Source organism: Variovorax ginsengisoli (genome assembly GCF_030486595.1).
Classification (GTDB): Bacteria; Pseudomonadota; Gammaproteobacteria; order Burkholderiales; family Burkholderiaceae_C; genus Variovorax; species Variovorax ginsengisoli_B.
The window spans coordinates 25567-46205 of record NZ_JAUJZH010000044.1 but is presented as its reverse complement, the minus strand read 5'-3'; the positions used below and the strand labels follow the sequence as shown (position 1 = coordinate 46205).

Sequence of the window (20639 nt, the reverse complement as noted above, 5' to 3'; positions counted from 1 at the left end):
GAGAGCGCCGTGATAAGCGGACTCGTCGCCCTCGAATCCAATACAACGCGAACCCGTTCAATGACTGGGTTCAAATGGATAACTTCTATATCTTTGAACGCAAGTTAGTATAAGGCGCCAGTCCGCGTCGGGGCCCTAAGTGGCATCCTCAGCTTGCGGCAAACCGGTATGTTCAGTTCTGATGCCCCTACAGCGGCGGAGCGCCCGCTGGCAGCTTCCAACTCGCACCAGGGTCTCAGTCCATCCCGCCGGACGGGTCGTCGCTGTCGACCCCCTTGCGCATACGCGACGCTATGAGGCCGATGAGCCGGTCTACGTCCTCTGGGGTATTGAAGGCACCAAACGAGATGCGGACCCCACCTCGTTCAGGCGACACCCGGACCAGGTTCTGCGTGAAGTAGCTAACCCACTTTGCAACAGGAAGAGCCAGAACGTAGATGTGGGCCCGTTGGCCTCGCTGCCGCGGCCCGACCAAGCCGATGCCCAGTTCGTCCAACCCCTCAATGAGTCGGTCCCCGAGCATTTGCACGTGCTCTTCAATATTTGCAACGCCGATGCTCTGAATGAACTCAATTGACCTCGTTAGCGCATGCAAGTCTGGGAGATTGAAGTTCCCGAACTCGAATCGGCCGGCATCCCGGCGGGTCGTCATCTCGTCCGGTCTTGCCACATAGTCCTCAGGCGGATTGGCCAGGCTACTCATGGCAAGGTAGACAGGTTGGAGTTCCTGGAGGCTCTGCTTCACGTACAGAATCCCTGTGCCCTGGGGCACCAGAAGCCCCTTATGGCATCCGGCGGCCAAGACGGAAACGCCCAGCCTCTTCACATCAACGGGCAGGACGCCGACGGATTGCATGGCGTCGACTACGAGGTAGATGCTCTTCCTTGCGCAGAGCCGTCCGATGTCCTCGATGTCGTGACGCTGGCCGGCGTGGAACGTCACGTGCGAAAGTGAGATGACACGGGTCGACTCGTCAATATGGTCGGCAAACGTACTTGCGTTCGCCACTTGGTCGTCCGGAAGGCTCACGAATTTGACCTTCACGCCTTTGCGCTTGAGGTGGAGCCAGGCGTAGGCGTTGTTCGGATGGTCCCCTTCGAGCATCAGCACCGTGCTCCCAGGCTGCAATGGCACTGCGTTCGCAGCTATGTTGAGCCCCTCGGACGTGTTCTTTGTGAACGCAATCTCGTCGGACGAGGCATGCAGAAGCTCCGCCACCTTTTCGCGAGCAAGCTCGACCCGGCGCATCCAAACCGGCTTGGGTCCCGCCATCTCGTTGCCCTCAACCAAGAACTCGCTCAACGCGCTTCGAACACAGTTCGGCATGGGCGTCTGATGAGCCGAATCCAGGTAAAGCATCCGTTTCGTCACAGGGAACTCCTGCCGAACGGTGTTGATGTCAAGGGAAGCGCTCATTTCGTCCTTCGTGATTGCTGGAAGTGCCGCCAAAGCCACGGCGTGAAATCAATGCAGCTTGACTCGCGAGCCGCTCGAGGGCTCGAGGCAGCGGGCCAGCGTCTCGAGCGTCACACGCCGCCAGCCGTGCAGTGCGGCTTCGTGCATCTTGTACATAGAGAGGTACATCAACTTCGCGAAGACACCCTCCACGAACATGCTCTTCCCTACCACCCCACCCATCAGGTTTCCGACGGTGCTGTAGGAGCCCAGGGAGACCAGCGAGCCGAAGTCTCGGTACATGTAGTTAGGAAGCGGTCGGCCCTCGACGTGCGTGGGCAGATGTCGCGCCAAGAAGGCCGCCTGCTGGTGCGCCGCCTGGGCACGCGGGGGCACGAAGCCTTGTCCGTCAGGCTTTGCACAGGCCGCGCAATCCCCAATAGCAAACACTCTCGGGTCGTTCGTCGTTTGCAGGGTCGGGCGAACGGCCAGCTGATTGATTCGGTTGGTCTCCAAGCCGGGAAGGCTCCGCAAGAAGTCTGGAGCTCGGACCCCGGCAGCCCAGACCGTGATTTCCGCGGGGAGCAATTCACCGTGGCTCAACTCGACGCCATTTTGGTGAACTCTCGCCACTTTGGCTCCGGCGTGAACCGAGATGCCCTGCTTCGTGAGAAGTTTGTGTGCGGCCGCTGAAAGTCTGGGAGGAAGCGCGGGCAGTATCCGGTCCGCCGCCTCGACAAGATGAATCTCGAGCCCCTTGTTGGTGGTCGAAACTGAAGCGCCGTACGCAAGCACTTCACGCCCGGTCCGAAGCAGTTCGGCCGCCAACTCGACGCCAGTGGCGCCCGCACCGATGATGCAAACCCTCAACTGCGCCGCTGCCAGAACGCTCTCTTGGGCCTGTGCACGAAAGCAAGCATTCATCAATTTCCGATTGAACCGCGCCGCGTCGCTAAGACACTCCAGCTTCAGCGCATGCTCCTTGACGCCTGGAGTGCCGAAGTCATTGCTTTGGCTTCCAACCGCAAGGACCAGCGTGTCGTAGGGAAACGTGCGAGCCGGCGTAATCTGCTCGCCCTCCCCGTCAATGAAGGGCGCAATTGCTACCTCGCGAGACTTTCGGTCAAGGCCAGTCATCTCGCCCATCCGATACACGAAGCCGTGGTCACGTGCATGCGCCAAGTAGCCTACTTCGTGCCGCCCCATGTTCATGCTGCCCGCTGCAATCTCATGCAGCTTCGGCTTCCAGATGTGGGAGCGCGCCTTGTCGACGAGCGTCACCGAGAAGCGCTCGTGCTTGCCGAGTTGAGTAGCGAGTTCGAGCCCGGCTGCGCCGCCCCCAATTATCACGACGCGATGACGCCCGGCGGATTCCGTGGTCTGGTCTCGCTCAGGCAAAGTGGCTGCCGTATGCGTGGTCATGGCAAACCTCAGTTGTAGCCAAGGACCGCTACGTTGCGGAGGTCCACTTCCCGCTCATCATTAGCTGCGGGAATCGACCCACGAGTCCCGATTGCGAGGTGACCGAGGCCCGCGCCGGTCGTTTCATCCCTCCACTCGAGCAAGTGACTCTTCAACGGGTAAAGCGAGCCGGTCTCGGCAACGAGGCGAATTTGCGATTGCATGTTCATGATGGGGTTAGCTGCGCAGCCTGCCTTCGAGGTAGCTAGCAAGCAAGGTAAGGGGATAACAAATCACAAAGAACACCAGCAAGACGCCGCAGTAGATAGGCACTGCATGAGCGTCGGGACTCATGTACGCGAGTCGCTCAATCATTTGGCGCGCGGAGCCGAGCAGGTCCGTCACACCGACCACCGACGTCAAGGCGCTGGCCTGAATGAGGACGGTCAACTGACCGACGTACGGCGGAAGAAACCGACGGATGGCTTGCGGCATGACGGCGAACACCAGTGCCTGAACCTTTCCTAGCCCAAGAGCCCTTGCTGCTTCCGTCTGGCGAGACGAGATGGATTTCATTGCGCCCCTAGCGGTTTCGGCAATATTTGCCCCGCCCCACACCGCCAGTCCCAAAACGGAGGCGGTGATGGGGCCAGTTGAAACGCCGATGTGCGGGAGCGCGAAGAAGACGAAGAGCAGCGTGATAAGAGATGGCACGCCTCGGAAGATGTCGATGTAAAGACGGACGGCAACCTGCACCCACTTCGTCGTACTGGCAGAAAGCGACCCGATGAACAGACCAATCGCTGTCGCCAGCAACGTCGTGAGCAAGGAAACCCACAACGTCACATAGAGGCCACTCAGCATGTGGGACGCAACGGGTCCAATCCAATCTTGGTTCATTTCACAGCTCCCAGACCCGGAACTGCGACTGCACGTTCAAGCCGGCGCGACGCAATGGCGATGATGTTGGAAACAACCAGGTACGCGAGAGCGGCAATGCCGAAAATCTCGAACACCTTGAAGGTATCGGCGACCATTCGGTTCGCCACGTAAGTGAGCTCCTGGTAGCCCACGGCAATCATGAACGACGAGGAGCGGAACTGGGTAATTGCCATCGTCGTAGCCGCCGGAATCGATGCTCGGACACCAAGCGGAAGCGTGACGTCGAGGAACGCTCTCGGCGCAGACATGCCGAGCGCGCGAGCTGCGACTACCTCGTTCGGGTTCACCGAGCCGTATCCGGCTCGAAAAATCTCCGTGTGATACGCAGCGCCCCACAGGCCGAGTGCCAACCACGAGGTATCGAACGGCGTCAGCTTAATTCCAAGGTCTGGCAGCGCGAAATAGAGCATCACCACCTGCACCAGAAGCGGAGTACAGCGAAACAGGTTCGCGTAGCAGGCGATGAGTTGGCTCAACACGGGAACTCGAGCGTGGCGAGCCGCGCCCATCAGCATCCCGAGGACGAGTCCCATCGAGATTCCGATGACGCTTATGAGCAGCGTTCGGCCAAGTCCGCCGAGCAAGACCTGCAGCTCGTTCAGGGTTGATGTAAGCATGCTTTCCTCTTCATCGACGGTACGCACTCAGCAGCAGTGCCTCCGAACTCTTGCTCAGGAGGCTTTCAGACAGTCAAGGGCGCCGCTCTTGGAGTAGTCCACCTTCATGTTCGGGCCCGGGACCAACTGGCGATACTTGGCCGCAAAGGTTGGGTCCTTCACCTCCTGGGAGAACGACTTGTAGAAAGCGTCCTCGGCCCGCATCTCTTCCAGCACAGCATTCACCCAGTCGAGCATCGGCTTGTTGCCCTTCTTCACGCCCACGCCTTGGACGGCGGTAGCTGCGAGGGTCCCGACAACCTTGTAGTTCTTTTGCATCTGGGCGAAGTTGAACCCGTACACGTCGATGTACGCGAAGGCATCCGCCCGGCCTTGAGTCAGCATCGTCGAGCCTTCTGCCGCCGTCTGCGACGTGACCAGGTTCGCCTGGGGATAGCACTTCTGCAGCCACGTTTGATAGGTGCTGCCGGTTGGCGTCACGACGGTCTTGCCGGTCAGGTCGCCATAGTCGGCCACCTTCGATTCCTTCGGAACGATGAGTTGCAGATTGCTCACCCAAATCGGGTTCGAGTAGTCCAGCTGCTCCGCTCGCGCCGGCGTGTATGCAAGCGACGCCAAAATCATGTCAATCTTGCCCGACTGCAGGAACGGGATGCGGTTGCTGTCGTTCACGCACTGTGTCTTCAGGCCGTCGCCGGTACCGAGTGCGAACTCAGCGATGCGCTTCACCATCGCGTACTCATAGCCGGCCGGCTTCCCGTCAAGGCCGACGTAGCCCGCGGGTGGGTACGTGCAATTGATGCCAACGGTGAGAAAGCCCGCGCTCTTCACCTCTGGGGGAAGAGGAACGTTCACCTTCGACGCGGCAGCACTGGCAAACGACATCGATACGATGGCGACGGAAATCGAGGCAAAGAGAATGCGATTCATGGCTTACTTTCAGTGTGATTGAGAAGGGATGGGGAGCCGCTGCTGCGTGCTCAATGCTTTGTCATGCGCGAAAGGAACTGCTTCGTTCGTTCCTGCTTCGGATGGTCGAGAACCTCCGACGGCGGACCTTGCTCAACAATGTTTCCGCCGGCCATCAACACCACACGGTCACCGACCTCGCGAGCGAAGCCCATCTCGTGCGTGACGACAAGCATCGTCATCCCGGATTTGGCAAGGTCCTTCATGACCGCCAGAACCTCGCCGACCAGTTCAGGGTCGAGAGCTGAGGTCGCCTCATCGAAAAGCATCACATGCGGCTGCATCATGAGTGCTCTAGCGATTGCGACGCGCTGCTGCTGTCCGCCGGAGAGTTGGTCTGGGTAGTGGTCGGCCTTTTCGGCCAAGCCAACCTTTCGGAGGTACTCCCGGCCCCTCACCTCTGCGTCGGCGGGCGATTCCTTAAGAACACGGCGCGGGGCCAGCGTCAGGTTCTTCAGCACATTGAGGTGCGGAAAGAGGTAGTAGTGCTGGAAAACCATCCCGACTCGCTGCCGAATCTGGTTCTCGTTCAGCGAACCGGACGACAGGTCTACGCCCTCTAGGAGAATCTGCCCAGAGTCGATGCGCTGCAGAAGATTCGCGCACCGAAGCAGAGAGCTCTTGCCACCACCGCTCGGGCCGACGATGACAACTACCTCACCACGCTGGACCGCGAGGTCAACGCCTTTCAGGACCACGTTGTTCCCGAATGCGAGGTGAATGTCCCTCAACTCGAGAATGGGCTGTTCGGCGGCCCTCGTTGCAGACGAGCTCATCATGGTGGCACCTTCTAGTAGTTTCACGACAGTTCTCCTGTTCAACCCCGGTGGCTGTTTGCCTGGAAGCGCTTCACGAAGGTCTGGAAGCGCTCCGTTTTCGGATTGGCAAAGACCTCAGCGGGGGGACCGTCTTCGATGATTACTCCTTGATAGAAGAACAGAAGCCGGTCGGCGACGTCGCGTGCGAACTGCATCTCGTGCGTTACGATAATCATCGTCATGCCTTCGTTGCTGAGGTCTCGCAGCGTCTTCAAGACCTCGTCAACCAGCTCTGGGTCCAGTGCCGACGTCACCTCGTCGAAGAGCATCACCTTGGGGCGCATGGCGAGCGCCCGGGCGATTGCCACGCGTTGCTGCTGGCCGCCGGACAACTGAGACGGAAAGTGGTCTGCCCGGTCCTTGAGGCCTACCTTGGCCAAGAGCTCCAGACCATGCGCGCGGGCATCCGCCTTCGAGTCTTTGTTCACAAGGACCGGTCCCATCATCACGTTCTCGATGGCCGTCTTGTGCGGAAAGAGGTTGTAGTTCTGGAAGACCATGCCAGCCTTCGTCCTAAGGTTGGCTACGTCTGCTTCAGACTGGCGGCGCCGCGAGGGGCCGCTTGTGCCGCCGCTGTAGCCAACAGCGGCGCCGTCAACCAGAATCTCGCCCGCCTGAAATTCCTCAAGGAAGTTGATGCAGCGAAGCAGGGTCGACTTGCCGGAACCGCTGGGGCCCACCAAGACGACAACTTCTCCCTCTTTCACGTCAAAGGAGATGTCCTTCAGGACCTGGTTGCTTCCAAAGCTCTTGGATACGCCCTTGACCTCAATCATGGTCCGCCGAGATGTTGGGGTGTGCGCTAAGTTCATCGTTTGCCTTCAGGAGGTCTTGAGACGGCGCTGCAGGTACGTTGCGCCGAGCGAGATGGGGTAGCAGATGCAGAAGTAGATGAGCATCACAGCGAAGAAGATTTGGAACGCTGCGAGCGTGCGTTCCACGACTTCACGCGAGGCGTAGGTCAGCTCCCAAACACCCACGATGGATGCGTACGACGTGCTCTTGACAGCAATCGACGCCGTCGTCACGAGGGGTGGCAGCGCCAGACGCATGCCAAGAGGCAGTTGAATTTGCGTCAGGATTTGCGCCTTGCGCAGCCCGATGGACATGCCCGCTTCTACGGTCGTCTTGGGGACGGCGAGAATCGAGCCGCGCACGATGTCGGCCACGAAGGCAGCAAAGTAGATGACCAGGGCGATAGTCGCCGCCACATAGTTCGGGGCATCCAGGCCCATGCGGGGCAAGCCGAAGTAAGCAATGAAGATGAGCACGAGAACGGGCACCCCGCGAACGATGTACACGTACACCGTCAGCACCGAGCGCACCGCCGTGCCACCGAGAGCGGCGAACACGCCCAGTGCCGTCCCCAGCAGGAAGCTGAAGACCACTGTCGCTGCGGCCATCTCAAGCGTCACAATCGCCGCCTTGAGGAGATAACCGAGGTTGAGAATTGCAACGTCCATGTGAACCTCAGCGGCGCTTGCCAGCAGGAATCTCGAGCCAACGGAACAGGGCGCTGGCGATGGTGGTCAGGATGAGGTAGAAGGCGGCGATGACCACGAACACCTCGTAAGAAGAGGCGGTGCGCTCCATAACGAGCTTGCCGCTCAAGGTCAGGTCCACGACGCCGATACCAGCCACAAGTGACGTGTCCTTGATGAGCACCACGACCTGATTGCCAATCGCCGGCACTACCTTGAGCACCGCTTGGGGCAGCACGACGCGGAAGAACACGCCCGCCGGCTTTAGCCCGATTGCACGTCCGGCATCCCACTGGGTCCGGGGCACCGCGGATACGCCCCCTCGGAAGACTTCCGCCAAATACGCTGTGTGCTGCACAGCGATTGCAATGGCGCCGCAGTAAATACCGTCTAGCCTGGAGCCTAGAAGAGGAGCGCCGTAATAGACGACAAGAATGAGAAGGAACGTCGGAACGTTCCGAAGGAACTCAATCACGGCGTAGGTCGGAACCCAGACCACCGCCCTCTCTGAGACGCGCAGAAGGACCAGCAGCACGCCCAGCACCACCGCAACTGGCAGACACATCGCGACGAGCGCGAGCGTCACCAGGAAGCCGTCGAAGAACTCCGGCAGCCATCCTGCGGCTAGATTGAGCCAGTTCATGATTGCTGTCCCTCTGTGCAGCGCCCAACGCTCACTTGGCGTTCACGTAGTACTTGGTGTTCAGCGCGTCTTTGCCGAACCACTTTTTGTAGCTGGCGGAGTAGTCGTTGAACATGGAGCCCGCCCGCATCTCATTGACGTACGTATCCAGGGCCAGCCACCACTTGAAGTCACCTTGCTTCATGTAGATGGCGTTGTTGGTGACCGCAGTCATCCGCTCATCGAGGATTCGTACGTCCTTGTTCTGCGCGGCGTACCAGAGGGCCACCGGCTCGTCCAGCTGGGCCGCATCGACCCGTCCGCCCTTGACCGCAGTGAACTGGGCGCCGATGGAGTCCAGCGTCGTAGTCTTGGCCTTCGGGAAGAACTGCTTGGCACGGTCAGCCTGCACAGGAGTCGACAGGATGGCCGTCGACACCTTGTCGTTGTTGAGGTCCGCGAAGGTCTTGAACTTCGAGTCGGCCTTCACGATGACAACAATCGAAGAGTCGATGTAGCCGCGGGTGAATGCGACACGCGCGATGCGGTCTGGAAGAACCGTTGCCACGTGAATCCCGAAGTCCACCTTGCCGCTGTTGACGTTCTCCCAACGAGCAGCCGAGCTCTGCTTGACGAACTCGATGTGCTTCGGGTCGTCGCTTCCGAACAGCCCCTTCGCGATGAGCTTGGCCACGTCGATGTCGAAGCCAGACAGGTCACCCTTCTCATTCACGAAGCCGAAGGGCGGAGATTCGCTGCTGACGCCCACGATGACTTTGCCGCGGGCGAGCACTTCGTCGAGCCTGGACTTCTCCTGGGCAGCAGAAGTTTGCGAGACGAGCAGACCTGCAAATAGCATGCAGACAGCACCAATAAGTTTGCGCATGGAGAACTCCTCTTGTGGTGGGGGATGGGTTGATAGGAAGGATTGGTGGGCAACCGGTCAGTTGAGCGCCGGCTTGACGACAGCGCGCAGCATTTCGGTGAAGGCGATGTGTGTGTCCAAGTGCATGCCATCGACATTGGCGTCCACGACGTTCTGCACGGAGTTGATGAGGCCGATATCCACGCCGCGCATCAGCAATTGACGCTCCAACTCCGGGGTGTTGAGCAGGCGCGCATCCTTTCGGCGCGCAGCGATTGCCGCGGCGATTGCGTTGCAGCCCCAGTTCGAGCATGCAGCGGTGACCAGCACATCTGCCGGCGTCACTGCGGCGATGGTTGCGCCGAACTTCACGTGGTCGGCGACTGCCTGGGTGATAGCTCCCATACCGATTTCGTTTCCGCCATCGCCGACAGCCACCGTGGGAATGCCTTGAGCAAGCGCTTCGTCGAACAGAACGTCGATGCGCGCCCGGCCCATGCCGTAGTCGATGGCACGCATGCTGTAGTACACGCCATCTCTCGCGCGTCCGACCCGCTCCGTCGAGAAGAAGAGGCTGGGCTTGTAGCTGGCGAGCAAGGCTTTCGCCTCGGCCTTGGCGTCCTCGTCCTTGGTCGTGAACGGCAAGAGCGAGCAAACTGCGAGGCTTCCATCCTTGCATGCGATTTGCGCTTGCTTGAACGGCAGCACTGTCACGCCTGCGCTGGTCAGGATGGCTTTCATGCCCGGAAGCAGCGTCTCTTCTGCGAGCAGCACGCAATGGACGCGCTTTCCGATGGACAGGGCGCGAATCACGATAGCGGCGCCGGCAGGTCCATCGTTTTCGCCGATTTCGGTCGAAATCCAGGCACGCGAGACCGAGCCTGTGGTCACAAAGACGGTTGCGCCGTCCGGCACGCCCAGCAGAGCATCTGCTGCCGTACCGACCAGGGAGCCGCCTTGGCGTGCGCGAGCAGCCACGTAGAGGTGTTCGACGCCGCGGCCGCCGATGTCCAAGCTCACCAACTTGTCGAGCCGCTCGTCGATGGATTCAAGCACCTTGCGGTCGACCGTCATTTCGTGTCCCCCAGGATGAGTTGGGCCAGGCCCTCGGGCTTCGCGACGTAACGGGCAACCTCGCTGAATGAAGTGTCCATCGCCTCGATGACGCGAGCCATGCCGCCGACGCGCTCGATGGCGCCATGAGTCGGCTTGAGCCGCACAGAGACACGGGCGCCTGGTTGACCGTGCGTGTTGACCGTCAAGATGCCGTGGTCACGCAGAAGAACCATGCCCAGGGCAGAAGTCACTTCGGCGGGCGTGACGCCGGCGTTGTCGGTGCTCCTGCCTGCACGGCGGAAGACCTCCTTGAGCGCCAGGTCCTCTTCAATCATCGGTCCGAGGTCGCTGACGGCGACGAGTTCTGCTCCGAGACGCTCCCGCATTGCATGAGCCAGTTTTTGCCCGGCTTGCGCCTCATCGATGAGGTCTTGCGGGGAGAAGCGTTGAATCGAGCGAAGGGCACTTGCCGCAATAGGGGCTCGGGCTTCCATCCCGAACTCCGAGGCCTTGGCAGAGACTCGCGTCACCAACTCAGGACGCCCCACCAGAAGCCCGGAACGTGGACCAGACAGGCCGGCCTTGTCGCAGTTGGTGATTGCCAAGTCGCCGCCAAGCTTGAGGCTGAGAACGCCAGACCGCAGCACGGGCCTCATGCGAGCACCGTAGGCTTCATCGAGAAGCACCTTGGCTCCGCTCGCCTTCGCGACGCCTGCGGCATCCATTGCAACTGCGTCGTCCAGGAACTCGAGGCTGCTGGTCACGGTGGTGATGACGACCAGCGCAGGCTTGTGCTGCTCGATGGCTGCAGCCCAGTCCTTGTCACCTTGCACTTCGTGGAGTTCGACTCGTGCGATGCCGCAACCACGAATGACCGATGCGTGCGAACGACCGCCAGGTGGCACCACGGAAACGACGCTCTGTCCCTCGGCCAGCGCGACGATGGTCGCGATGATGCCGGCGCTCGTGCGGTTCACAGTGGCGACTCCGTCGGTCGGAAGCCCGCCCATGTGAGCGATAGCGGCCTGCCGAAGCTCCTCGGCGAAGAGTCCTGGCCCGACCCATTCTTCACAGTGAGTGTTTAGGTCTTCGACCTTGAGTGGGAACTCACGCTGGTTGCCGGTGAAGACGCCAATCGACTGGGGGCCAAGCTTTCGAACGCGTTCGGCCGCGACCTTTTGGCCCTGGCGAAGACGTCGAGCTTCGTCGACGCTGGATTGAATGATGCGGCCCCTTGCGAATCCAACGATGGGGTCGAGCGGATTTCCGAAGGAGTCGGTGAATTTTTTCTGTTGCATGCGAGTTCCTACTCACGCGGCGGACGAGGTGCGGATGGAGATTCCGGCCACGACCCTCAGAAGGGAGACGAAGGCGAGATGGCCCGAAAAGTCGATGCCATCGACGACCATGCTCTGTTTCGAAGTGGCGCCATCTCGTGCACCTGCGGCGACGGTGACGGCTATGAGCTCGTGCTCGGTGTCGGCGTCATGCAGCAGTTCGGTGTCCGAGAGCAAGACTGCCAAGGCTGCAGCGACCGCACACGCGCCCCAGTTGGAAACAGCGGCGCTCACGGTCACGTCCGTCGGGACGACGGTCACAACGCCGGACGCGTGGCCGGCGAGCGAACGACCGCGCATGGGAAGTACGTCGCGAATTGCCTCGCGGACCGCCCCGAAGCCAACTTCATTGCCGCCATCACCGATACCGATGGTGAGGATTCCGGCTTCGGCGGCGTGGTACGCGAGAAGGTAGACATAGCCAACGGTGAGCGGGTCGCGGCAGTCGCCCCGAACACCATGGAACTGACCTTCGACGTTTGGTCCATCCCGTTCGACGAACACGACGGCGCTGGGACTGAGCCTTTCGATGAGTTCGCGAGAGCGGGTCTGCCCTGCGTTCATTCCGATGGGGAACGACTCGACGGTAATAGGTTCGTAGGTCCGCCCAGGTTGGGATTCGGCCCAAGCGGCGAGCTTGGTGTTGACCAATTCGACAGCGGCGACGACTGGTGGAAGATGCGCATCTTCGGTCACAAAGACGACCTTGGCCTGCAGACCTTTGACGATAGCTGCGGCCAGCGCCGCGGCGCCGACGGGCCCGTCGGTCTCGCCCAAGGGCAGCTTGGGAGCGACGCCGGCGCCAGTCGCGATGACGACGGTGCTGCCAGGGCGGACCTTGGCCTTCAGGGCAGCGGCTGCCGCCATGGAGAGTGGTGCTCCCTGATGGGCGCGACAGACCTCGTACATGGGCACAACGATGCCTGGGGGAAGTCCGCCGCTAAGCGGACGGATTTCCAGGGTCATCAGACGGTCGATTCGGTTGCCCGATTCAACTTGCTCCGATGTCAGGGCGACGCCGGTCGCGGCGCTCGCTGTGGTCGACGAGGTTGTCACGTCCATTTTGGTCACCTCAGATGCCGTACGTCACGCTCTTGCGGCTGGTGTAGCTCTCGAGTGCGCCTTCAATCGAGTACTCAGCGCCGATGCCACTCTGCTTGGCACCGCCGTAGGACATGCCCGGAATCTGACCGCCTGCACGGTTGACCTGAATCCAGCCGGCGTCCAACGTTTCGGTGGCGCGCATTGCGGCGTTGATGTCGTTGGTGAAGACGTACGCAGCCAAGCCGTAGTGGGTGTCATTGGCCATAGCCAGCACTTCGGCTTCGTCCTTCCATGGGATTGCGACCAGGACGGGGCCGAAGACCTCTTCCTTCGCAATGCGCCAGGTGTTGTCCACGCCACTGAAGATGACAGGCGTCGGGAAATAGCCCTTGGCATCCTGAATTGCGGGCGGCAGCTTGCCGGTTTCCACCTTGGCGCCTGCGTCGATGGCTTCCTTGATGAAGCCGCAGACGGCGGTGTACCTTTCCGCGTTGATGACCGCACCGATATCGGAAGATTCGTCAAGAGCGTCTCCGACCTTCAGCGCGTTGACCTTCTCGACGAGGCGCGGCATGACCTTGCCCCAGGCGGATTCGTGGATGAACAAGCGGGAGCCGGCCGTGCACGATTGGCCTTGGCGCGCGAAGCGCATCGCCGCAATGATGTTGTTCACGGTCGTGTCGAGCTGGGAGTCGCCCACCACGTCCGGATAGACAATGCAGGGGCTCTTGCCGCCGAGCTCAAGCGTCAGGTGACCGATGCGGTCGGCGACGGCGTGAGCCACCTTCTGGCCCACTTCATGGGAGCCGGTGAATGAGACCTTCGCGACGTCGGCGTGCTGGCTCAAGGGAGCGCCTGCCTCCAGGCCTTCACCGGTCACGACGTTGAACACGCCAGCCGGGAAGATGTCGGCGGCCAGCTCGGCGATTCGGATGACGGCCAGCGGCGCGTCTTCGGCGGGCTTCAGGACCAACGTGTTGCCCGTACCCAGCGACATGCCAATCTTCACGGCGGCAAGCACCAGCGGCGAGTTCCAGGGAATGATGGCGCCGACCACGCCGAAGGGTTCGCGAGTGGTGTAGCTGAAGAGGCCCGGGCCTAGTGGCAGGGTTTCACCCTTCTGCTCGGCGATGACGCCGCCGTAGTAGCGCAGGACCTCGGCAGTGCTTGCAACTTCTGGGCGGCTTTGGGTGCGCAGGGCATTGCCCGTTTCGGCGGCCAGAATCTTGGCAATTTCCTCGGCGTTGGCCGTGATGCGGTTGCCGAACTCGATGAGCATCGCGCCGCGCTCACGAGCGGCCCTGCGACGCCACTTAGGAAACGCCGCCTTGGCTGCGGCCACTGCAGCGTCCACATCCCGCGCATCAGCCGCTCCGACGTTGGCGATGGTGTCCAGACGGCAGGGATTGATGACCGCCAAGGTCTTTCCACCAATCGGCTTGGACCATTCACCGTTGATGAAGTTGCCAGCCAAACCGACGCTCGGCAGCTTGACGTCGCCGTATTTGGATTGAGTAGAGTTGCTCACGTGAATCTCTCGCAAAAGGGGATGGGTTGAAGACTTAGGCGGCTGCTTGCAGGCGCACGCCCAGCAACTCTTCGTAGATTTCGCAAATGCTGGTGGAGTCCTTGCCGCCGAGGCCCTTGGCGCGTGCGGCGTTGTAGGTCTGCTTGACCAGCTGGCCCAGAGGCATCGGGTAGTTCGAGAACTCGTCGAGGCACAGGCCGATGTCCTTGTGCATCAGGTCGATGGCGAAGAACGCGGGCCGCTCCGCAGTGAACAGCGTCTTGTGGAACCAGTCGAGCATCTTGCTGCCCGCCATGCCAGCGGTCAGAACGTCACACAGCACTTCGAGATTCCCGCCAGCCTTGACACTTGCGGCAAGGACTTCACCGAGTGCAACGGTGTTGATGGCAACGATGAGGTTGTGGCTCAGCTTGGTCAGTTGGCCAGCGCCGATGGGGCCGCAATGAACGATGCGACCGGCCAGGTTGTTCAGCATCGGAGTTGCGCGCTCGAGCACGGCAGCATCGCCGCCGACCATCAGGACGAGCTTGCCGTTTGCCGCACCGGCCACACCGCCGCTGACCGGCGAGTCCAGGAACTCGACGCCCTTCGAGGCAGCAGCCTTGGCAAGTTCCTTCGTGGTTTCAGGGTCAACCGTGCTGAAGTCAACCAGGACAGCGCCCTTGCTAACGGAATTGAGCACGCCTTCGGGGCCGGTCACCGCGGCGCGAAGGATGGCCGGCGTGGGAAGGCTGAACATGACGGCGTCGGCGCCCTCCGCAGCAGCCTTCGGGTTCGAGGCGGCAGCGGCACCCTTCGAAACCAGCGCCTTGACTGCAGCGTCGTTTGGGTCAAATACGGTGACCTTGAAGCCTGCGGCGACCAGGCGGGAAGCCATCTCCGCGCCCATCTTGCCCACGCCAATGAATGCAACGTTCTTCATAACTTTCAATCGCTCCTGTTTGGAATGGAGTGAACTTTATGGAGAAGGGTCTCGAAAGATAAGACCACAGATGCTTACCTAGAGCGTAAGCTTTTCTTTCCTATTGAATCATCACGAGCAAGCAGCCTGAAGACCTGGCGCGCTCCTTGCATGCAATGAATCTTCGCCTATTTTTCCTTGGGGAAAACCCTAGGTAGAGGGTGTCATGCTCTCTTGAGAGGCGTAAAACAACGTTAGTTTTTCTGTCGCCTTATGCTGAATCTCTCCCGGCTTCACCTTCTAAGCGAGCTCGCCGTCCTGGGCACCATCGCCAAGGTCGCTGAAGCCGTAAACCTGACCCGCCCGGCTGTTTCGCAGCAGCTCGCCATCCTCGAACAAGAGACAGGAGCGGTGCTTTTCGAACGGTCGGGCCGCGGCGTCCGGCTAACTCTGGCCGGGGAGAGCCTCGTCGCTCGGTCAGCTAAGGTTTTGGACCTGGTCAACGAAATCGAAGCCGACTTGGCCTCCGCCAAGGGCGCGGTGGCTGGGGAGGTTCGAATTTCCGCGTTCGGGTCCGTTGCGACCACCTTCATCCCCGCGGTATTCGAAGACCTACTGCGTGAGTTCCCGCAACTGGACTTGCGATTCGAAGAGTTAGAGCCTGGCGAAAGCCTGAAAGCAGCGGCAGCAAAACAGGTCGATTTGGCGTTGGTCGACGACTCGATTAGCGCTGAAGCGCTCTCGAGCATGCTGTACTTCCGACCTGTCTATGAAGACCACTTTTCAGTGGTGATGGCCGCAAATCACAGGTTGGCCAAGGAAGCATCGATTCAGGTCTCGGAGTTGTCGTCTGAGAACTGGGCCATCAACAGGAACGCGCAGACCTACAAGGCGCAAATCGTCAATGCATGCCATGAGGCTGGCTACACGCCACGCGTCGTGGCCAGCTGCCGCAACATGGCTGCAACCCTCGAGATGGTTCGCACTGGCTATGTGGTCACTGTTCTCCCTGCCTTGGCGCTCCGGGCAGCGGCAGCCGACCCAGCCTTCGCGGTAGTGCCGGTTGCGCCGCTGATGGTGCGCCGAATCTTTGTGGCGATGGTCCAAGGGACGTTCAGGCGACCAGCAATTGCCGCCGTACTGCGCGCGCTTGACGGCGTTGTTCCTAGGTTCGCGGGGACGACGCAATCGCTCAACTCCGACGCGAGGGCCAAGCGCACCGAAGGCGTGCTCTCAGACTAGCTCGGCACGCTTCAGCGGCGGCGGCTGGCTCGCTACGGCTTCGCACAGGAGACTGATGACCGCCTTCACGTTAGGGCGCTTGTAAGTCCGCTTGGGCGTCGCTATGAGAATGTTTCGCGAGACGGGTGGGTCGAGCGGCGCGACGCACAGGCCGGGAATTCGGCCCATCTCGCGAAATCCGATGGCTGGCACACCCGACACGAGCCCTGCGTTCCGGGTGAGCTCAGCGTCGCGAGCATGTCCGACAGCTGCTGATTTCTCGGGGTGTGAAACCTGCGGAATAACACGCTCGTACCCATTCGGGAGGATAAGGTGGAGCGACGCAACGAACTTCCGCTCCTGGCCGGGTGCGGAAGTCTAGATCGATCGTCCGCCTCGGCGTGGCCGGGTCTTCACGCCCATGGCTCGGTGCCCCACGCCCCAGCCAGCAGCGCCTGGCGCATCGTTCTCTTCCCTGCTCGCCTTCAAGATGCGCCGCTCCGGCTGCTAGCCTGGCCCTGAGAGTTCAGAGTTAGGTGAGAAAAGTTCAGAGGTAGCTGAGAACCGACAACAACTCTGTCGCACGACAACATTGTGTGTGTCCAGCTTTTAATCGCGTCACCCACGCCCTTCCGCCACGCTGTTTCACGACATTTCGAAGCATCTTATTTTTCTCTTCTGTGACAACAAGTTATCGCTGTTTTCTCGACAAAAAGAGGGGAATGTTTCACGAAACAGTGGCCGTCACAGGGCTTTTGAGCGAGCAATGTCGCCCTTCGGACATAATTAGGTTATTGAGTAACCATGAAGACCCAGCGATGCCAGAATTTGTAGCGGACTCGCATTCAGCGGATGCCCCTCGCCAAACAGAAAGCATCCGAGGCGCCAGCTCCCCGAGTTGGTCCATCCCCTCTTCCACTACCAGCCACGGCTGGCCCACCGTCTGCACCTTGGCCGAGCTTGGGCGGATACTCACACTGATCCATGGCGTTCGCGCACCTGCGGATTCGTCCCTCAAGAAATGGAGCGCCGCGGGCATGTTCCGTTCTTGCATGGCCACCCAGGAGGATATCGATGCGAGCGAAGCCCCCTCATCTCTCACGCATGAAGTGCTGCAGCGCCCTCGGAGAGGCGGTCGACCGGGTCTGAGATTGCGCACCGCGGCAGCCATCGGCCGGGTCTACGAACTGTGGCCGTTCCTGGCAGACTCCGATTCTCACGCCATCCTCGAACTGGCAGTCGCCCGGACCGCCGACCACTTCCGGGCTGCTCTCGGGCCCGCCGGCCCTTCACTGGCACTGCCCACGGCTGCCTCCGAGCTTCCTGCTGCGGTGTCCGGGCCCGCACTCCAAGAGGTCCAGGAGCAACTCACGGCGCTGATGCGAGAGATGGCTGCGGTGCGGCGAGAACTGGCCCAGTTTTCGGCGTTGCGCAACAACCTCATCACCAAGCTGGATGACGTGGTGGCGCGCGCCAAGGATGCCTTCGGCGGCAGCGCCCAGACATCGGCTGCCGGATTCGATCCGCTCGCCGAAGCTCGGCGGGACCGCGACATGGGCCTCATGAAATCGACGTTGTCCGAAATTCTTGGGACGCTCGAGCGTATCGAGAGCGGACGGGGCTGAATCGCCAAGGAGGGGGAGTGGTTTCAAACTACCCCCTTGCGCGACGTCGGGCTGAGCGGGAGGGGGGTAGTTTGAAACTACCCCTTCATCTTCCTCTCCACCGGCTGCACATAAAAAAAAGGGGTGGTTTGAAACCACCCCCCTTCGGTCCAGCCTGAATCAGCATTCAAATCGAATCGACAAATCCCTGCACCACCTTGATCAACGCCTTCTGCTGATCATCCGACAGCTTGATCGACAGCCTGATCGAAGGACGTCCGATGGCGTCGAACCTCAGCGAGCCCACCTTTTGCCCGCCCACCTTCAGCGCGTGGCTCGCCTGCACCGGCAACGGGGCGGCCTCGGGCACCACCGACGGAGGTGAAACAAGGCGCGCAAAAACGCTCTTCGCCGGCAAGGCCGTCTTTTCGGTCGATAGCGCCTGCGCCCGTGCCAAGACCCCCGATTCGTCCTCAGTCATGGCCTTGCCTAGGTCGGTCGCCCATGCCAGCTGGATCGACTGCGGCGTGGGAAAGGCCGCGATCACCGCGGCGGGGAGCCTGGCCAACGCGATCGCCTTGCCGAGGTTGCTGATGTCCACCCCGAGCGCGGCCGCCATCTGGCGGTTCGACGGATAGATACCCTTCTCGAGCGCACGCAGGTAGGTCATTCCCTGCTCCCAGGGAGACGGATCCGCCCTGCCCCGATTCTCGCGATCCATTTCCTCGATCAAGGCTCGGTCGTCCAGGTTCTCGACCACCGCCCAGACCGGCAAGCCGATCTGGCGGCAGGCCTCGTAGCGTCGATGTCCGAACACCAGCTCATAGTGCGGACCGTCGCCTGGGTTCGCGATCGCACGAACCTTGATGGGCTGCGAGTTGCGTCCCGCTTCCTGGATCTCGCGCTTGAAATCCTCAAACAGCTTCCCCTCGAACGCGGACGCATGCCGGTTGGCGAACTCGCTGCGCGCGATGTCCGCGGTGTCGATCAGGCGCGCCGGCAAGGCACCGTCCCAGCTGCGCAGTTCGTCGCGAACTTCGCTCAGGCGTCCTTCCAGTTCGTCGACCTGTGCCGCCCGGGCCCGTAGTTCGTCGTTCTGGCGCAGCAGGTCCGAGCGCTGGTCGTTGGCAAAGGCCATCATCGCGCCAGGCGCTGTCTTGGGTTTCGCGAGTTCCGGGTTGGGCTGCGAACTCGGCATGATCGATGCGAAGTCGATCTTGGAGGCTTTGTCTTTCAATCCCATGTCAAACCGCCGTTTCCAGTACTTGACGCTCCGCCACCTGGCGGGCCCAGACCGCTTCGATCTGCTGCTCGATCAACTCGCACATCCTGTCGTAGGCCACCCGCGCCCGTGAAAAGGTCTTGGAATTCACCGAGCCACGCGGCAGGTCGTAGACGGTGCCGAACTCCGCGCTCGCCGTGGCGGCCACCGCCGTCTTTGGAATCTCGATCGGCAGCACCTTGTCGCCGTAGCCCTCGAGCACCCACTGCCGCACCACCGAGCTGGCGGTGTCGGAGGCTTCGACGCGCGACAGCAGCACATCGATGAACTCGAAGCTCTTGTCCTTGCCTCGGCTGCGCACCAACTGATTGCACAGATCTGAGAACAGATCCCAGAACTGCGCCGAACTCGCGAAGTCCAGCGCCGAAGGCGGCAAAGGCATGATCACGCCATCCGCGGCCATCAGGGCGTTGATGGTGACGTAGCTCAGCGAAGGCGGGGTGTCGATCACGATGACGTCGTACTCTTCACGCGGAAGATCGAGACCGCGGTCGAGCACGCGCCAAAACTCGAAGCCCGGGTCTCGCGCCTGACGTGCTGGCAGATGGAATTCCGCTCCGTAGAGCAGGGGCGCGGCGCACACCAGGTCGATATTGGGCCAATAGGTGGGGCGCACGGCGTATTGGAGGTTCTCCTGGTCGCCGGTGAACAGCGACATCGCCGTGTGCTCGGTCTCGACCTCCGCGTCCGGCAGCACGCCGAACAAGGTCGTGGCCGAGCCCTGGGGATCGAGGTCGACCAGCAGCACACGGTGTCCACGCATCGACAGGCCCTGGGCCAGGGTCACCGCCGAGGTCGTCTTGGCCACGCCGCCCTTGAAGTTGGCCACCGTGATGGTGATGCCGGCCGCGCCTTCCGGCCGCAGGTGCTCAGCACGCAGTTCGCGGGCCCAGCTCTGGGCCTCCGCCATGGACCACTCGCGGCTGTTGCCATGGATTTCGCCGGCCGGGAGGTCACCGCGTGTCAGGCGGTAGGAGATCTTCGATTTGTCGACACCGCACAGGTCCGCCAGTTGCACCGCCTTCAGCGTGGGCGCAGACTTCACGGCGGTGGGAGCCAGCATGGCAGACCGAATCCGGTCCATCATGCCGGCGATCTTGTGGGCTTGCTGCTCGATATCCTCCAGGTTTTGACGTCGGATGGTTTGCTTGATGTCCACGGGATCTGCCTTGAAAGTTGGAGTGTCTTGCGATTATGCAGGGCACACGCGAAAAAACGAAGAAACGTCGATCCATCACCTGAAGCGATGGCCCTCTTCTTCGGTTTTTGCCCTTTTCCTAAGCTCTCTCGGGAGATTAAGAAAGGAACTTCAATAAATTCAAGAGATTAAGCCCGTCGAAACTTTGATTTTCTTCAATTAAATCAACAGCTTACGCATGTTCTGACGGTCCGAATGTCCAGACTTTAATCGCTTGCGTCCGGCTCCTGATCGGATCCGTCCAGCCTTCCATCGCCAACTGTCCGGGTCGACATCGGTGCCTTCGTGCACCTTGTCCACAGCCCGATTCGGCCGGTTCCGCACCAGCTTGACGCCAATGTCCAGGTTTTAAGCGCC

General features: G+C 61.0%; 19 protein-coding genes. 2 read left to right on the top strand and 17 right to left on the bottom strand.

From position 1 onward, the window contains the following. Positions 1–235: 235 nt before the first annotated feature. The 15 genes from QZH52_RS35795 to QZH52_RS35725 all read right to left on the bottom strand — a co-directional run bounded on the left by QZH52_RS35795 (position 236) and on the right by QZH52_RS35725 (position 14998). Entirely contained in the window at positions 236–1417 is a 1182-nt protein-coding gene (locus QZH52_RS35795; RefSeq protein WP_301816058.1) for an aminotransferase class V-fold PLP-dependent enzyme, read from the bottom strand. Between the two features lie 48 nt (positions 1418–1465). Next, a complete protein-coding gene (locus QZH52_RS35790) occupies positions 1466–2818 on the bottom strand; it encodes an NAD(P)/FAD-dependent oxidoreductase (protein ID WP_301816057.1) in 1353 nt (450 codons plus the stop codon). A gap of 216 nt (positions 2819–3034) precedes the next feature. Next, positions 3035–3697 (bottom strand): amino acid ABC transporter permease, encoded by a 663-nt coding sequence (locus QZH52_RS35785; protein WP_301816056.1) that lies wholly within the window; start codon positions 3695–3697, stop codon positions 3035–3037. After that, entirely contained in the window at positions 3694–4356 is a 663-nt protein-coding gene (locus tag QZH52_RS35780; protein WP_301816055.1) for an amino acid ABC transporter permease, read from the bottom strand. The genes QZH52_RS35785 and QZH52_RS35780 overlap by 4 nt, the downstream gene beginning before the upstream one ends. 54 nt (positions 4357–4410) lie before the next feature. Then, positions 4411–5286: a transporter substrate-binding domain-containing protein gene (locus tag QZH52_RS35775; RefSeq protein WP_301816054.1), complete on the bottom strand. Its 876-nt coding sequence runs from the start codon at positions 5284–5286 to the stop codon at positions 4411–4413. 50 nt (positions 5287–5336) lie between these two features. Continuing rightward, positions 5337–6101 carry an amino acid ABC transporter ATP-binding protein gene (locus QZH52_RS35770; RefSeq protein ID WP_301816061.1) on the bottom strand — a complete coding sequence of 255 codons (765 nt, stop codon included), beginning with the start codon at positions 6099–6101 and terminating at the stop codon, positions 5337–5339. A gap of 41 nt (positions 6102–6142) precedes the next feature. Beyond that, positions 6143–6919, bottom strand: coding sequence for an amino acid ABC transporter ATP-binding protein (locus QZH52_RS35765; protein ID WP_301816053.1), 777 nt, complete (start codon positions 6917–6919; stop codon positions 6143–6145). A gap of 45 nt (positions 6920–6964) precedes the next feature. Continuing rightward, complete coding sequence (locus tag QZH52_RS35760; RefSeq protein ID WP_286572169.1) at positions 6965–7606, bottom strand: amino acid ABC transporter permease; 642 nt, start codon at positions 7604–7606, stop codon at positions 6965–6967. A gap of 7 nt (positions 7607–7613) precedes the next feature. Next, positions 7614–8267, bottom strand: a complete 654-nt coding sequence (locus QZH52_RS35755) for an amino acid ABC transporter permease (RefSeq protein WP_286572170.1) — start codon at positions 8265–8267, stop codon at positions 7614–7616. A gap of 31 nt (positions 8268–8298) precedes the next feature. Beyond that, on the bottom strand, positions 8299–9132 hold the full coding sequence (locus QZH52_RS35750) for a transporter substrate-binding domain-containing protein (protein ID WP_301816052.1): 834 nt from the start codon (positions 9130–9132) through the stop codon (positions 8299–8301). 57 nt (positions 9133–9189) lie between these two features. Further along, complete coding sequence (locus QZH52_RS35745; RefSeq protein ID WP_301816051.1) at positions 9190–10185, bottom strand: glutamate cyclase domain-containing protein; 996 nt, start codon at positions 10183–10185, stop codon at positions 9190–9192. Further along, positions 10182–11465, bottom strand: coding sequence for an aminotransferase class I/II-fold pyridoxal phosphate-dependent enzyme (locus tag QZH52_RS35740; protein WP_301816050.1), 1284 nt, complete (start codon positions 11463–11465; stop codon positions 10182–10184). The genes QZH52_RS35745 and QZH52_RS35740 overlap by 4 nt, the downstream gene beginning before the upstream one ends. A 12-nt stretch (positions 11466–11477) precedes the next feature. Further along, positions 11478–12566 carry a glutamate cyclase domain-containing protein gene (locus QZH52_RS35735; protein ID WP_301816060.1) on the bottom strand — a complete coding sequence of 363 codons (1089 nt, stop codon included), beginning with the start codon at positions 12564–12566 and terminating at the stop codon, positions 11478–11480. Between the two features lie 10 nt (positions 12567–12576). Further along, positions 12577–14076, bottom strand: a complete 1500-nt coding sequence (locus QZH52_RS35730) for an aldehyde dehydrogenase family protein (protein WP_301816049.1) — start codon at positions 14074–14076, stop codon at positions 12577–12579. Between the two features lie 34 nt (positions 14077–14110). Next, a complete protein-coding gene (locus QZH52_RS35725) occupies positions 14111–14998 on the bottom strand; it encodes an NAD(P)-dependent oxidoreductase (protein ID WP_286614776.1) in 888 nt (295 codons plus the stop codon). Between the two features lie 252 nt (positions 14999–15250). Between QZH52_RS35725 and QZH52_RS35720 the strand changes: the two genes are divergently transcribed. Both QZH52_RS35720 and QZH52_RS35715 read left to right on the top strand, forming a co-directional pair. Next, positions 15251–16219, top strand: a complete 969-nt coding sequence (locus QZH52_RS35720) for a LysR family transcriptional regulator (protein ID WP_301816048.1) — start codon at positions 15251–15253, stop codon at positions 16217–16219. A gap of 1031 nt (positions 16220–17250) precedes the next feature. Continuing rightward, the gene (locus QZH52_RS35715; protein WP_301816047.1) at positions 17251–17823 is read left to right on the top strand and encodes a hypothetical protein; all 573 of its coding nucleotides are present in this window, start codon (positions 17251–17253) and stop codon (positions 17821–17823) included. A 166-nt stretch (positions 17824–17989) separates the two neighbouring features. Here the strand turns inward: QZH52_RS35715 and QZH52_RS35710 are convergent, their stop codons facing one another. Both QZH52_RS35710 and QZH52_RS35705 read right to left on the bottom strand, forming a co-directional pair. After that, complete coding sequence (locus tag QZH52_RS35710; protein WP_301816046.1) at positions 17990–19000, bottom strand: ParB/RepB/Spo0J family partition protein; 1011 nt, start codon at positions 18998–19000, stop codon at positions 17990–17992. A 46-nt stretch (positions 19001–19046) separates the two neighbouring features. Continuing rightward, a complete protein-coding gene (locus QZH52_RS35705) occupies positions 19047–20243 on the bottom strand; it encodes a ParA family protein (protein ID WP_286507121.1) in 1197 nt (398 codons plus the stop codon). Positions 20244–20639: the final 396 nt, after the last annotated feature.

Bases quoted from the DNA above. Each gene is read 5' to 3' on its own strand.
- QZH52_RS35795 (WP_301816058.1), bottom strand. From the start codon at position 1,417: ATGAGCGCTTCCCTTGACATCAACACCGTTCGGCAGGAGTTCCCTGTG.
- QZH52_RS35790 (WP_301816057.1), bottom strand. From the start codon at position 2,818: ATGACCACGCATACGGCAGCCACTTTGCCTGAGCGAGACCAGACCACG.
- QZH52_RS35785 (WP_301816056.1), bottom strand. From the start codon at position 3,697: ATGAACCAAGATTGGATTGGACCCGTTGCGTCCCACATGCTGAGTGGC.
- QZH52_RS35780 (WP_301816055.1), bottom strand. From the start codon at position 4,356: ATGCTTACATCAACCCTGAACGAGCTGCAGGTCTTGCTCGGCGGACTT.
- QZH52_RS35775 (WP_301816054.1), bottom strand. From the start codon at position 5,286: ATGAATCGCATTCTCTTTGCCTCGATTTCCGTCGCCATCGTATCGATG.
- QZH52_RS35770 (WP_301816061.1), bottom strand. From the start codon at position 6,101: ATGAGCTCGTCTGCAACGAGGGCCGCCGAACAGCCCATTCTCGAGTTG.
- QZH52_RS35765 (WP_301816053.1), bottom strand. From the start codon at position 6,919: ATGATTGAGGTCAAGGGCGTATCCAAGAGCTTTGGAAGCAACCAGGTC.
- QZH52_RS35760 (WP_286572169.1), bottom strand. From the start codon at position 7,606: ATGGACGTTGCAATTCTCAACCTCGGTTATCTCCTCAAGGCGGCGATT.
- QZH52_RS35755 (WP_286572170.1), bottom strand. From the start codon at position 8,267: ATGAACTGGCTCAATCTAGCCGCAGGATGGCTGCCGGAGTTCTTCGAC.
- QZH52_RS35750 (WP_301816052.1), bottom strand. From the start codon at position 9,132: ATGCGCAAACTTATTGGTGCTGTCTGCATGCTATTTGCAGGTCTGCTC.
- QZH52_RS35745 (WP_301816051.1), bottom strand. From the start codon at position 10,185: ATGACGGTCGACCGCAAGGTGCTTGAATCCATCGACGAGCGGCTCGAC.
- QZH52_RS35740 (WP_301816050.1), bottom strand. From the start codon at position 11,465: ATGCAACAGAAAAAATTCACCGACTCCTTCGGAAATCCGCTCGACCCC.
- QZH52_RS35735 (WP_301816060.1), bottom strand. From the start codon at position 12,566: ATGGACGTGACAACCTCGTCGACCACAGCGAGCGCCGCGACCGGCGTC.
- QZH52_RS35725 (WP_286614776.1), bottom strand. From the start codon at position 14,998: ATGAAGAACGTTGCATTCATTGGCGTGGGCAAGATGGGCGCGGAGATG.
- QZH52_RS35720 (WP_301816048.1), top strand. From the start codon at position 15,251: ATGCTGAATCTCTCCCGGCTTCACCTTCTAAGCGAGCTCGCCGTCCTG.
- QZH52_RS35715 (WP_301816047.1), top strand. From the start codon at position 17,251: ATGGCCACCCAGGAGGATATCGATGCGAGCGAAGCCCCCTCATCTCTC.
- QZH52_RS35710 (WP_301816046.1), bottom strand. From the start codon at position 19,000: ATGCCGAGTTCGCAGCCCAACCCGGAACTCGCGAAACCCAAGACAGCG.